This window comes from Kitasatospora sp. NPDC058048, assembly GCF_042885555.1.
GTDB classification, from domain to species: domain Bacteria; phylum Actinomycetota; class Actinomycetes; order Streptomycetales; family Streptomycetaceae; genus Kitasatospora; species Kitasatospora lactacystinica.
On the sequence record NZ_JBHVRT010000063.1, the window covers coordinates 14,512 to 27,143 of the forward strand.

The following is a 12,632-nucleotide window of genomic DNA, read 5'->3' on the forward strand; positions in this document are numbered from 1 at the left end:
ATCCCGGATTGCCGCCGCCCCCACCCGTAGTCTGGCGCCATGCACACCTGGCCGATCACCCTCGACGACGTCCGCGGTGCCCAGAAGATGCTCGCCGGCGTCGCACGGGTGACCCCGATGGAGGGCAGCCGGTACCTCTCCGGGCTGATCGGTGCGCCGGTCCACCTGAAGTGCGAGAACCTCCAGCGCACCGGGTCCTTCAAACTGCGCGGGGCGTACGTGCGGATCGCGGGACTCTCGCCGGTGCAGCGGGCCGGCGGGGTGGTGGCGGCGAGCGCCGGGAACCACGCCCAGGGAGTGGCGCTGGCGGCCGCGCTGCTGGGCGTGCGCTCCACGGTGTTCATGCCGGTGGCCGCGCCGCTGCCGAAGGTCGCGGCGACCCGCGAGTACGGCGCCGAGGTGCGGCTGCACGGTGCCACCGTGGACGAGGCCCTGCAGGCCGCGCAGCGGTACGCGGAGGCGACCGGCGCGGTGTTCATCCACCCCTTCGACCACTGGGACGTGGTCACCGGGCAGGCGACCGTCGGCCTGGAGATCCTGGAGCAGTGCCCGGAGGTGCGGACCGTCCTGGTCGGGGTGGGCGGCGGCGGACTGCTGGCCGGGATCGCGGCGGCGGTCAAGCCGCTGCGGCCGGACGTGCGGGTGGTCGGGGTGCAGGCGGCCGGTGCGGCCGCGTACCCGCCCTCGCTGGCGGCCGGGCGGCCGGTGTCGCTGGAGCACTTCGCCACCATGGCGGACGGGATCATGGTCGGGCGCCCGGGCGACATCCCGTTCGAGGTGGTCAACACGCTGGCGGACGGCATCCGTACGGTCTCCGAGGACGCGCTGTCGCGGGCGCTGCTGCTCGGGCTGGAGCGGCTGAAGCTGGTGGTGGAGCCGGCCGGGGCGGCGCCGATCGCGGCGCTGCTGGAGCAGCCGGACTCCTTCGAGGGCCCGGTGGTGGCGGTGCTGTCCGGTGGCAACATCGACCCCCAGCTGATGCAGCGGGTGCTGCGGCACGGGCTGGCGGCGGCCGGGCGCTACCTGTCGCTGCGGGTGCGGCTGGCGGACCGGCCGGGCGCGCTGGCGGACCTGCTGTCGGTGCTGACCAGGGTGGACGCCAACGTGCTGGACGTGGCGCACGTGCGGATCGACCCGCGGCTGGGGCTGACCGAGGTCGAGGTGGACCTGCACCTGGAGACCAAGGGACCGGAGCACTGCGCGCTGGTGGTCGGGGAGTTGCGGGACGCGGGGTACGTGGTCTCCCGCTGAGCACCCTCCCTTGACGCGATATATCGCGTACTGGGAGACTCGCGATACATCGCGTTCTGGCCCCGCGGGCCGAGAATCGGGTCGCCCGTGCGCCCAATATCAGGGCAAAGTGGGACAGATCGCCCCATATGTTCGAGGAGATGAGGCAAGGCCATGGCGCCAGCCATCCAAGCCGAGAACCTGGTGAAGACCTTCGGTGACGTACGAGCCCTGGACGGCGTCAGCCTCGACGTCCCCGAGGGCACGGTGCTCGGGCTGCTCGGCCCGAACGGCGCCGGGAAGACCACCACCGTGCGGGTCCTCACCACCCTGCTCCGCCCCGACTCCGGCCGCGCGGTGGTCGCCGGGGTCGACGTGCTCAAGCACCCCAACCGGGTCCGCAGCCTGATCGGCCTGTCCGGCCAGTACGCGGCGGTCGACGAGTACCTGACCGGCTTCGAGAACCTCACCATGGTCGGCGAGCTCTACCAGATGAGCAACCGTGCCGCGAAGGCCCGGGCGCTGGAGCTGCTGGAGTGGTTCAACCTCACCGCGGCCAAGGACCGCACCGCCAAGACCTACTCCGGCGGCATGCGCCGGCGCCTGGACCTCGCCGCCGCGCTGGTCGTCCGGCCGCCGGTGATGTTCCTGGACGAGCCGACCACCGGCCTCGACCCGCGCAACCGGCTCGCGCTCTGGGAGGTCATCGAGACGCTGGTCGAGCAGGGCACCACGCTGCTGCTCACCACCCAGTACCTGGAGGAGGCCGACCGGCTCGCCCACGACATCGCGGTCGTCGACCAGGGCCGGGTGATCGCCCGCGGCACCGCCGACCAGCTCAAGGCGCAGATCGGCGGCGAGCGGATCGAGGTCGTGGTGCACGAGCCCGGCCTGGTCGCCGACGCGGTCGCCGCGCTGTCCGGCTACGCGCTGAACGAACCGACGGTGGAGCGGAACACCCGCCGGATCACCGCGCCGGTCACCGGCGGCGCCCGGGTGCTCGCCGACGTGATCCGCGAGCTGGACTCCCGCGGGATCGAGATGGACGACATCGGCCTGCGCCGCCCGACCCTGGACGACGTCTTCCTCACCCTCACCGGCCACGTCGCCGAGGAGCGCCCCGAGGAGGAGAACGGTGCCGGCCGCAAGGCGCGCGGCCGGGGCAGGAGCGGCCCGGGGCCGGACAAGCAGGCCGTCGCGGCCGGGAAGGAGAGCTGAGATGAGCACCGCCACCGAGCACGCCATCGGCCCGGCGATACCCAGGCAGCGCCGGGGGGTCGCCGCCGCCCTGCACGACTCCTGGGTGGTCGCCAAGCGCAACCTGCGCCGGATGACCCGCATCCCGGAGATCGTGGTCTTCGGGCTGATGCAGCCGGTCATGTTCGTGCTGCTGTTCTCGTACGTGATGGGCGGGGCGATCAAGATCCCCGGCACGAACTCCGGCTCGGACACGTACATCCAGTTCCTGATGGCCGGCATCTTCGCCCAGACCGTCACCTTCGCCGTCGCCGGTGCCTCGGCGGGCATCGCGGAGGACATGAGCAAGGGGCTGGTGGACCGGTTCCGCTCGCTGCCGATGGCCCGTTCGGCGGTGCTGGTCGGCCGCACCCTCGCGGACCTGTGCCAGACCGCGTTCATCCTGGTCGTGCTGGCGATGGTCGCGCTGCTGGTCGGCTGGCGGATCCACGACGGCCTGCTCAACGCGCTCGCCGCCTTCGGCCTGCTGCTCCTGCTCGGCTACGCCTTCTCCTGGATCGGCGCGCTGATCGGCCTGTCGGTGCGCAGCCCCGAGGCGGCCACCTCGGCCGGGCTGATCTGGCTGTTCCCGCTGACCTTCGTGTCCAACGCCTTCGTGCCGGTCACCTCGATGCCGGAGTGGCTCCAGCCGGTCGCGTACTGGAACCCGTTCAGCGCCACCGTGCAGGCCTGCCGGGTGCTCTTCGGCAACCAGGTCGGGCCGGTGGACAGCGCCTGGCCGATGCAGCACGCGGCGCTGGTGTCGGTGCTGTGGTCGATCGTGATCACCGCGGTGTTCTCCTGGCTGTCGGTGCGCAAGTACCGCTCCTCGACCGCCTGACCGGGCGCCGCCCGGAACACCGGAGGGCGGCCGGATCAGCCGGCGTGCGGCACGACCTTGACGATCTTCACCATGGCCGGCTTGCCGTTCGGCAGCTCGTAGGTGGCCTCGTCGCCGATCCGCTTGCCGTCGATGGCGCGGCCCAGCGGGGACTGCGGGGAGTAGACGTCCAGGTCGTCGGCGCCCGCGACCTCGCGGGAGGCCAGCAGGAACTCCATGAGGTCGTCCGCGTCGCCGTCGAAGGCGACCGTGACGACCATGCCCGGGGCCACCACGCCCGAGTCGGCCGGCGCCTCGCCGACCTTGGCCCGCTCCAGCAGCTGGGTCAGCTGACGGATGCGCAGCTCGTACTTCCCCTGCTCCTCCTTCGCCGCGTGGTAACCGGCGTTCTCCTTGAGGTCGCCCTCCTCGCGCGCCGCCTCGATCTTCTGGGCGATCTCGATGCGCCAGGGCCCGGTCAGGTGTTCCAGCTCGGCCTTGAGCTGGTCGTATCCGGCCTGAGTGAGCCAGGTCACGTTCTCGCTGGTCTGGGTCACGGGTGCTCCTCGTAGGTGCTGGGGGCTGTGCTGAGGGTGTGAGTCGTCAGCAGGGGTCGGTGGTGATATCGGTCTCAACTACAAAGCAACGCCCGCTCCCGTACCATCCGGTGCGGAAGGGGCGAAACCACGAGACTAACAAGTCCTGCTGACAAGCGGGAGGGGCGTTTGCGCGCCATTGACGGCGGCGTTACGCCCTGGTGTACGGCAGTGGTGTGCGGGACCCTCTACGGATGCCCGCTCCCCGGATCGAATATGCGCGCTACCGGGGGCGGGTGCGCCGCCCGGGGCGCGCGTTGCCCGGCGCGCTACTTGGCCGGGGCGTGCTACTTGGCCGGGGTGCAGCCCAGCAGCTCCGCGGTGGTGCCGCGCGCGGTGGTGCGCAGGGTGACCACCGCGTCGTAGCTGGAGCCGGCCGCCGGGACCGGGAAGTCGGCGACCCCGACCACCGCGTGGTCGTCGGACTGCGAGCGGACCGTGCAGGTACCGGCCTGCCCGTCGCCCTTGCGCACGGTGAGGTGCAGCTGGACCTCGGAGTCGGAGAGCACCTGGAAGGTCGGCACCGAGCCGTTGATCTTCGACTCGCGCAGCAGGTAGGAGCCGCCCAGCCAGGCGATCAGGCCCAGGCCGAGCACGCCGCAGACCGCGCCGATCACCTTGAGGCGGCGGTCCGGGTCGCGGTCGCCGCCGCGGCCGTAGCGCCCCTCGGGCAGACCGGTGGCGGTGGTGTCTGCACTCATCGGACTCCGTCCTCTCCTGGGGGCGCGGGGTGGTGCGGGGGAATGCGACGCTCCTCCAGTCCGTCACTATAGGAGGGGCACGCCCGCGGCCGGTCCGGCGGGGGCAGGGCTCGGCCGCGCCGGTGACGTTCCGCGGCCCGGCCCCGCGGCGACGCGGTCCCGGAGTGAGCGGTTCGAACGGTGGGCAGACCCGGACTTCGCGGAACGCCCGACGAGTGTGGAAGGAACGCAAGGCGTTGACTGAGCAGTTGCGACTGATGGCGGTGCACGCCCACCCGGACGACGAGTCCAGCAAGGGCGCGGCCACCATGGCCATGTACGTCGAGCAGGGCGTGGACGTGCTGGTGGCCACCTGCACGGGGGGCGAGCGCGGGTCGGTCCTCAACCCCAAGCTCCAGGGGGACCCGTACATCGAGGAGAACATCCACGAGGTGCGCCGCAAGGAGATGGACGAGGCGCGGGCGATCCTCGGCGTCCGGCAGGCCTGGCTGGGCTTCGTGGACTCCGGCCTGCCCGAGGGGGACCCGCTGCCCCCGCTGCCCGAGGGCTGCTTCGCCCTCCAGGACGTCAAGGAGGCGGCGGAGCCGCTGGTCCGGCTGATCCGCGAGTTCAAGCCGCAGGTCATCACGACCTACGACGAGAACGGCGGCTACCCGCACCCGGACCACATCATGACCCACAAGATCACCATGCTGGCGTTCGACGCCGCGGGCGACCCGGACGCCTACCCGGAGGCCGGCGAGCCCTGGCAGCCGCTCAAGCTGTACTACAACCACGGCTTCCCGATGGGCCGCATCCGGGCCCTGCACGAGTACCTCACCGAGCACGGCCACGAGTCGCCGTACGGCGAGTGGATCGAGGGCTGGGAGAAGAGCGGCCGCAAGGAGCGCGAGATCACCACCCGGGTCCGCTGCGACGACTGGTTCGAGACCCGCGACCGCGCGCTGATCGCCCACGCGACCCAGATCGACCCGGACGGCCCGTGGTTCCGCGTCCCGCTGGAGGTCCAGCGCGAGGTCTGGCCCACCGAGGACTACGAGCTCGCCCGTACCCTGGTCGACGTGGACCTGCCGGAGGACGACCTGTTCGCCGGCCTGCGCACCCCCACCCTGGCGGCCGAGGCCGCCGACACGCGCGACTGAACCACCCCCCGACGGCCCGGCTCCGCGTGAGCCGGGCCACCATAGAGATATGAGCGCCTCCGTGAACCTCATCAACATCGCCGCTGACCTCGCCGTCGACGACGCCAAGGTCACCCCCGGCCTGCTCGGCTTCCTCGTCTTCGCGGCCCTCGGCGTCGCGACCTGGTTCCTGGCCAAGTCGATGAACCGGCAGTTCAAGAAGGTCGACTTCGTCGAGCAGCCGGAGGCGCCGAAGGAGTGAGCCGTCGGCCGGTCCCGCGGGACCGGCCTTCGGTGAAGCAGCCCTGGCGGGCCGTCAGACTTCGTAGGATCCCGAACCATGACGTGGTCGTGGCACACCGTGGTGCGCAGGGCGGGGTACGGAGCGGCGGCGGCGGGGGTGCTGGCGGCCGCGGTGGCGGGGTTGGGGAACCCGGGGCCGCTGATCGTCCTCTCCGGCGCGATGGCGGTGGTGGCCGGGCTGTTCCCGGTGCTCTGGGCCCCGGGACGGGTCGGCGCGGTGGGCCCTTCGGTGCTGGCCGCCTGCGCCGTGTCGCTGCTGGTGACGGCCGGCTACCGCGGACCGGTGTTCGGCAGCATCGAGTCCTGGTGGCTGCTGGAGACCGTCGCGCTGCTCGCGCCGGTCGTCCCCGCGGTGCGCAGGCCCCCGGCGGCGGCCGCCTTCGGTTACGGCGCGCTGCTGGTCGCGGCGGTGGCGCTGATACCGCTGCGGATCGGGGTCTGGGCCGAACCGCCGGCCCCGCCCGCGGTGACCACCAAGCTCTGCCTGATCTCGGCGCTGCTGGCCTGCGCGGTGGTCGGGGTCGGCTGCTACCTGCGCTCGATGGACACCCGTGCCCGGGCGGCGGTGGTGGCCGAGCGGCGGGCACAGCGCCTGGACCTGGCCCGCGACCTGCACGACTTCGCCGCGCACGACGTCACCGGGGTGGTGGTGCTGGCCCAGGCCGCGCAGGTGCTGGCCCAGCAGGACCCCCAGCGGGTGGTCGAGCTGCTGGCCGGGATCGAGGCGGCCGGCCGGCAGGCGCTGGTCACCATGGACCGGACCGTGCAGGTCTTCGCGGCGGACGACGCCGATCCGGAGCCGCGCGGGCGGTCCGGGACGGAGACGACGGCGGACCGGGGGGCGGCCCCGGGGGCCGGACGGGGCGCGGGACGGGCGGCGGGAGCCGGACGGGGCGCGGGGCGGGCGGCGGCGGGCGGGCCCGGTGCGCGCACTCTGCGCCGCGACCTGAGCGAACTGCCCGCGCTGGCCGAGCGGTTCACCCGCAGCGGTTCCGCGCGGGTGCGGCTGGAGGCCCCCACGGAGGCCGAACTGGCGGCGGTGCCGGCGGCGATCAGCGGGCTCGGCTACCGGCTGGTGGTGGAGGCACTGACCAATGTCCGCCGGCACGCGCCCGAGGCCCGGGAGGTGGCGATCGAGGTCGGTCCGGACCGGTGCGGCGAGCGGCCGGCGTTGCGCGTCACGGTCACCGACGACGGGGTGCCGGGCGGGGCGGGGGACTCCGGCGGGGCGGGCGGTAGTGGCGGTGCGGGTGGTAGCGGTGGTGCCGGGGGTGCGGACGGTGGCGGCGGTGCCGGCGGCGCGCTGGGCGGGGCGGAGCGGGAGGGCGGCGGCTTCGGCCTCGCGGGCCTGCGGGAACGGGTGGAGGCGGCCGGCGGTGAGCTGACGGCCGGACCGGGGCCGGAGGGCGGCTGGCGGGTCGGCGCGGTGCTGCCGACGGAGGGTGTGGCGGGCCTCGGGGGCTGACCGGGCGGGGTGGTTGCGCCGGTCCCGGCCGGACGGCTGATTCGAGCCTGCCGACCGGTCCATCCAGGCCATTCGGCACATCCGGCGGCGGCCGATTCGGCGTTCCGGACGATCAAATGGGCCGATCGGCCGATGGCGACGCGCCTCGTGGGCGGGCAAGGATGTCGGTGCGGCGATCAGGGCGCGGGGTTCCCCTGGGCCGTCCCGACGCAAGAATCCCGAGCGGGGGAACAGCCTGTGATTCGCATTGCGATGTCTGCCGAGGATCTGGCTCGTGTACGAATTGCTGGAAATGTCGACCAGGAGATGGAGGCGGTGCTGGCACTGGAGGCGTGGCGGAGCGGCGGGGAATTCTTCCACCCATGGCAGCGGGCCGTCCGCGGGCAGTTGGCGCGGCAGCCGGTGCTGGCCGAGCGGCTGCGGCGCCTTTCGGGAGCCAACGGTGGTTTCCGGGACGTACTGCGGGTGTGGGCGAATGGCCGGATCGTGTCGTCCGGCCGCGGCGCCGAGCCGGTGGTCCAGCGGGCCGACGTCGCCGCGGCGGTCCGCGAGTTCCACCGGGTGGCGCTGCAGCCCTGCTGGGCGGACGTCCGGTCCCGGCTGGAGGCGGAGCGGGACGTCCGCCGCCAGATCGCCGGCCGCGGCGGGGTGGACGCGCTGCTCGGCACGCTGCACCCGCAGATCCGCTGGGCCGCCCCGGTGCTGGAGATCCCCGCCGAGCGGGACGTCGAGCTCGCCCTCGACGGGCGGGGGCTGCGGCTGGTGCCCTCGCTCTTCCTGCAGGGCGCCGGGGTGGTGCTCCGGCCGCGGCGCGGGGAGCCCGAGGAGGCCCCGACGCTGCTCTTCGCGATGCGTCCCGACCGGATCGGCCTTCCCGTGCCCGCGGGTGCGCCGGATGCGGCGCGGTGCGCCCGCCGGGGCGGGGACGAGCCGCTGGCCGCCCTGGTCGGCCGGACCAGGGCCGCGGCCCTCCACGCCGTGCTGGACGGCTGTACCACCGGCGAGCTGGCGGGGCGGCTCGGCGTGACCGCCTCGGCGGTCAGCCAGCACACCTCCGTGCTGAGGGCGGCCGGGCTGATCGACACCCGGCGCTGCGGCAACGGCGTGCTGCACACCGTCACCCCGCTGGGGCGGGCGCTGCTGCGCGGTGAGGCTCCGTCGGGCAGGGAGGGCCGGCCCCTCGGCGGCGCGGCCCCGCGGTGGGTCGAGGGCCGTCGGCGGGCGCTGCGATGAGGGGCCCGGGTCGTGCGGCCGGTCGCGGGCGGGCCGGCTCAGCCGCGCTCGGTCAGGCCCGACTCCCAGGCCCAGGTGGCGATGCCCACCCGGTTGCGGGCCTTCAACTTGCGCTGGAGGTTGGCCAGATGGGTCTTGACGGTGCTCAGCGAGATGAACAGCTCGGCGCCGATGTCGGAGTTGGTCAGCCCCTCGGCGACCAGGACGGCGATCTCCTCCTCGCGGCCGGTCAGCGGCTCGACGGGGGACCGGTCAACCCGGCGCGGGCCGGTGAAGTGGTGCAGCAGGCGGGTGGTGATCTGCGGGCTGATCAGCGAGTCGCCGACCACCGCCGAGCGGATCGCCTCGGCGAGCAGCGCGGGCCCCGAGTGCTTGAGCAGGAAGCCGCAGGCGCCGTTGCGCAGCGCGGTGTGCACGTACTCGTCGAGGTCGAAGGTGGTCACCACCACGACCTTCACCTCCGGGGTGATGCCGGTCAGCCGTCGGGTGACCTCCAGCCCGTCCAGCTCCGGCATCCGGATGTCGACCAGCAGGACGTCCGGCCGCAGGGTGCGGACGGCCTCCAGGGCCTCCAGGCCGTCCGCGGCCTCGGCCACGACCTCCATGTCGGGCTGGGCCGCCAGGATGTGCCGGAACCCCTGGCGGACGCTCGCCTGGTCGTCGGCGATCACGACACGCGTCTTCATGGCGTCATGATCGCACGGGTTTTCGGCGCCTCCGAAGTGAAGGCCGGGATTCCGCCTGGTATGTGTCGGATTCAGTTCCCGCTTAACACTGTTGTCACGTGACGGGGCGTCCGGGAAGGATGGTTCCTGTCGGAACGGGGCGCCAAGGCTTCGAAAGTTCCGGCGAAAACCGGAATTCGGTTCAGCGGATATTCGAAAGGGGGCGGAGGGCGAAGTGGACGCGAAATACGAGTCGTATGCGATAGCCGACCCGGTGTGGTACGACGCCCTGGAGCGGTGTGACGACCGGGACTCCCGGTTCGCTCCGGGCGGGGGCCTGCTGCCCGAGGGCTGGCGCGGCCGCACCCAGGGGGTGTGGGAGGTGCTGGTGCCGCCCGGCGGCCCCCGGCTGCCGGAGCAGGGCTGGAAGGTCCACGTCAGCGCCACGCCCGAATCCGCCGAGGAGACGATCGAGACGGCCTGGCGGGTCTGCCGCCGGCTCGGACTGCCCTGGAAGTACCTGCGCAGCCGGCTGGTGGTCGCGGTGACGAACGCCAAGTACGCCGACCGGTCCGCCAGCGGCAAGGTCGTCACCGTCTACCCGCGGACGGCCGCGGAGCTGGAGACCGTCCTCGCCGAGCTGGACGAGGCGCTGGGCGGTCGCCCCGGTCCGTACGTCCTGTCCGACCTGCGGTGGAACCAGGGCCCGGTGTCGGTGCGCTACGGAGGCTTCGCCCTGATGTGGTGCGAGCTGCCGGACGGCACCAGGGTGCCCGCGGTGGAGGACCCGGACGGCCGGCTGGTGCCGGACGCCCGGCGTCCGCGCTTCACCGTCCCGGAGTGGGCCTCCACCCCGGACTTCCTGGCCGAGCGGATCGCCGCGGCCGCCGCCGACGCGGGAGCCGGCCTCGGCCGCTACCGGGTGGTCAAGGCGCTGCACTTCTCCAACGCCGGCGGGGTCTACCTCGCCGAGGACGAGGACGGCCGACAGGTCGTCATCAAGGAGGCCCGCCCGCACGCCGGACTGGACGCCTCGGAGACGGACGCGGTGGCCCGGCTGCTGGTCGAGCGGGACGCCCTGGAGCGGATCGGCCACCTGCCGTTCGTGCCGGAGCTGTACGAGTACTTCACCAGCTGGGAGCACCACTACCTGGTGATGGAGTACATCCCCGGCGAGTCCTTCAGCGCCTGGCTGGGCCGGGAGTACCCGCTCACCCGGCACCGCCCGGACGCCCGGACGCTGGCCGACTTCGCGGGGCTCGCGGTCACCCGGCTCGCGCTGGTCGAGGAGTGCGTCGCGGCGCTGCACCGGGAGGGGGTGGCGTTCGGGGACCTCCACCACCGCAACATCATGATCCGTCCGGACGGCACCGTCGCCCTGGTCGACTTCGAACTCTCGACGCCGCTCGACACCCCGCGCCGGCGCACCCTCGGCGCCCCCGGCTTCACCGACCCGGCGATCACCGACGCCCGCGAGGCCGACCTGTTCGCTCTCGGCTGCTGCCAGCTCGCCGCCTTCGTCTCGCTGACCGCGCTCACCCGGCGCAACCCGGCCGTCGTCGGCGGGCTGCTGGACCTCGTCGCGGAGTCCTTCCCGACGGTGCCCGCCGGCTTCGCCGAACGGATGACGGAGCGGCTCGCCCTCTCCCCGGCGCTGCGGCCCCACCTCGGGGCCCGGCCCGCGGCCGGGCCCCGGGCGGAGCTCACCGCCGCGGCCCTGCTGCGCGGCATCGACGGGGCGGCGACGCCCGGGCGGGAGGACCGCCTCCATCCCGGCGACGTGGCCGGGCTGCGCCCCGGCGGCGCGCTCGGGCTGGCGTACGGCTCCTCCGGCGTGCTGCTCGCCCGGCACCTGGCCGGGGCCGCACCGGACGAGGAGCAACTGGACTGGCTCGCCGCCGTCGTGCGGCGCGCCCCGGCGGACACGCCCGGCGGGCTGTACGACGGGCTGGCCGGAGCCGGCTGGCTGTTCCACCGGCTCGGGCACCCGGACGCCCCGAACGTGGTGGACCGGCTGCTGGCCGGCCCGTTGCCCTCCTCGCTCGGCCTGTACGGCGGCCTGACGGGCGTCGCCCAGCTGCTGCTGGAGGCCGGCGCGACGGACGAGGCGCTCGCCCTGGCCGCCAAGGCCGCCGGGCGGATCGGCGAGGCCGGGCTGCTGGACCGGCCGGGGCTGCTGCGCGGCTGGTCCGGGCCGGCGGTGCTGTTCGCCCGCTGTGCCCGCCTCACCGGCGACACGGCCTGGGCGGAGGCCGCCGAACGCGCCGTCCGCTGCGACCTGCGGCACGGCCGACTGGTCGACGACATGCTGCAGACGTACAGCTCGGGCCGGCTGCTGCCGTACCTGGCGGAGGGCTCGGCCGGAGTGGCGCTCGCCGTCCTGGCCCTGCCCGACGCGCAGGCCGAAGCCCTCGGCGCCGAGCGGGTGCTGGAGGCCGTGGCCCGGGCCGGCGCGGTCCGGGTGGTCGTCCAGGGCGGGCTGTTCAACGGCCGGGCCGGGCTCGCCTACACCCTGTTCCAGGTCGCCGCCCGCCTGCCGCACTGGCAGGTCGAGGCGGAGGACCAACTCCGGCTGGTGGAGCTGCACCTGGCCCCCCACCAGGACGGCAGCGTCCTGCACGGGGACCAGCTGATCCGGCTCTCCACCGACCTGGCCACCGGCTCCGCCGGCGCCCTGCTGGCGCTGGCCGCCGCCAAGAGCCCCGGGCAGTGCCTGCTCCCCGGCGCCCACCCCGTTCACGGGTGGACGCCGGAGCCGGCCGAGCCCGGTACCACGTCCCGGCGAGACGACGAGGGGAGGTGACTGACATGGCCAACATCCTGGCGCTTCAGGAGCTCGACGAGGAGATCGTCGTCGACGCCCCGTTCAGCTCGATCAGCGCGTTCAGCTGCTGATTCCCGTGGCCCGGTGCCACGTCCCGGCGAGATGGCGAGGGGAGGTGACTGACATGGCCAACATCCTGGCGCTTCAGGAGCTCGACGAGGAGATCGTCGTCGACGCCCCGTTCAGCTCGCTCAGCTACTTCAGCTGCTGATCCCGGCACCTTGGTGCCGTGTTCCGCCGAGACGGTGAGGAGGAGGTGATTGTGATGGCCGACATTCTGGCGCTTCAGGAGCTCGACGAGGAGATCGTCGTCGACGCCCCGTTCAGCTCGCTCAGCTACTGGAGCTGCTGATCCCGGCACCTTGGTGCCGTGTTCCGCCGAGACGGTGAGGAGGAGGTGATTGTGATGGCCGACATTCTGGCGCTTCAGGAGCTCGA

13 protein-coding genes are annotated in these 12,632 nt (G+C 73.5%); 10 read left to right on the forward strand and 3 right to left on the reverse strand.

All coding sequences use genetic code 11. From position 1 onward, the window contains the following. Window positions 1-39 precede the first annotated feature (39 nt). The 3 genes from ilvA to ACFVVA_RS39665 all read left to right on the forward strand — a co-directional run bounded on the left by ilvA (window position 40) and on the right by ACFVVA_RS39665 (window position 3,307). Window positions 40-1,251 (forward strand): threonine ammonia-lyase, encoded by a 1,212-nt coding sequence (gene ilvA / locus ACFVVA_RS39655; RefSeq protein ID WP_359914017.1) that lies wholly within the window; start codon window positions 40-42, stop codon window positions 1,249-1,251. A 153-nt stretch (window positions 1,252-1,404) separates the two neighbouring features. After that, entirely contained in the window at window positions 1,405-2,448 is a 1,044-nt protein-coding gene (locus ACFVVA_RS39660; protein WP_387695536.1) for an ATP-binding cassette domain-containing protein, read from the forward strand. Between the two features lies 1 nt (window position 2,449). Then, entirely contained in the window at window positions 2,450-3,307 is an 858-nt protein-coding gene (locus ACFVVA_RS39665; RefSeq protein WP_387695537.1) for an ABC transporter permease, read from the forward strand. 35 nt (window positions 3,308-3,342) lie between these two features. Here ACFVVA_RS39665 and greA read toward each other — a convergent pair whose 3' ends face one another. Both greA and ACFVVA_RS39675 read right to left on the reverse strand, forming a co-directional pair. Then, complete coding sequence (gene greA, locus ACFVVA_RS39670) at window positions 3,343-3,843, reverse strand: transcription elongation factor GreA (RefSeq protein ID WP_359899456.1); 501 nt, start codon at window positions 3,841-3,843, stop codon at window positions 3,343-3,345. 326 nt (window positions 3,844-4,169) lie between these two features. Beyond that, window positions 4,170-4,583: a DUF4307 domain-containing protein gene (locus tag ACFVVA_RS39675; RefSeq protein ID WP_387695538.1), complete on the reverse strand. Its 414-nt coding sequence runs from the start codon at window positions 4,581-4,583 to the stop codon at window positions 4,170-4,172. 236 nt (window positions 4,584-4,819) lie between these two features. Here ACFVVA_RS39675 and mca point away from each other — a divergent pair, with 236 nt between their 5' ends. The 4 genes from mca to ACFVVA_RS39695 all read left to right on the forward strand — a co-directional run bounded on the left by mca (window position 4,820) and on the right by ACFVVA_RS39695 (window position 8,705). Beyond that, the gene (mca, locus tag ACFVVA_RS39680; protein WP_387695540.1) at window positions 4,820-5,725 is read left to right on the forward strand and encodes a mycothiol conjugate amidase Mca; all 906 of its coding nucleotides are present in this window, start codon (window positions 4,820-4,822) and stop codon (window positions 5,723-5,725) included. Window positions 5,726-5,774: 49 nt separating this feature from the next. Further along, window positions 5,775-5,966 carry a hypothetical protein gene (locus ACFVVA_RS39685; RefSeq protein ID WP_359899461.1) on the forward strand — a complete coding sequence of 64 codons (192 nt, stop codon included), beginning with the start codon at window positions 5,775-5,777 and terminating at the stop codon, window positions 5,964-5,966. A 78-nt stretch (window positions 5,967-6,044) separates the two neighbouring features. Then, window positions 6,045-7,472 carry a sensor histidine kinase gene (locus tag ACFVVA_RS39690; protein ID WP_387695541.1) on the forward strand — a complete coding sequence of 476 codons (1,428 nt, stop codon included), beginning with the start codon at window positions 6,045-6,047 and terminating at the stop codon, window positions 7,470-7,472. A gap of 252 nt (window positions 7,473-7,724) precedes the next feature. Next, complete coding sequence (locus ACFVVA_RS39695) at window positions 7,725-8,705, forward strand: ArsR/SmtB family transcription factor (protein ID WP_387695542.1); 981 nt, start codon at window positions 7,725-7,727, stop codon at window positions 8,703-8,705. A gap of 38 nt (window positions 8,706-8,743) precedes the next feature. On the opposite strand, the gene ACFVVA_RS39700 is transcribed toward ACFVVA_RS39695, so the two are convergent. Next, window positions 8,744-9,391, reverse strand: a complete 648-nt coding sequence (locus tag ACFVVA_RS39700) for a response regulator transcription factor (protein ID WP_359899467.1) — start codon at window positions 9,389-9,391, stop codon at window positions 8,744-8,746. Window positions 9,392-9,605: 214 nt separating this feature from the next. Here ACFVVA_RS39700 and lanKC point away from each other — a divergent pair, with 214 nt between their 5' ends. From lanKC to ACFVVA_RS39715, 3 genes are all read left to right on the forward strand, one after another. Further along, complete coding sequence (gene lanKC / locus ACFVVA_RS39705; RefSeq protein WP_387695544.1) at window positions 9,606-12,173, forward strand: class III lanthionine synthetase LanKC; 2,568 nt, start codon at window positions 9,606-9,608, stop codon at window positions 12,171-12,173. After that, window positions 12,170-12,265: a class III lanthipeptide gene (locus ACFVVA_RS39710; protein ID WP_387695545.1), complete on the forward strand. Its 96-nt coding sequence runs from the start codon at window positions 12,170-12,172 to the stop codon at window positions 12,263-12,265. The genes lanKC and ACFVVA_RS39710 overlap by 4 nt, the downstream gene beginning before the upstream one ends. Window positions 12,266-12,456: 191 nt before the next feature. Then, a complete protein-coding gene (locus ACFVVA_RS39715) occupies window positions 12,457-12,546 on the forward strand; it encodes a class III lanthipeptide (protein ID WP_198959315.1) in 90 nt (29 codons plus the stop codon). Window positions 12,547-12,632: the final 86 nt, after the last annotated feature.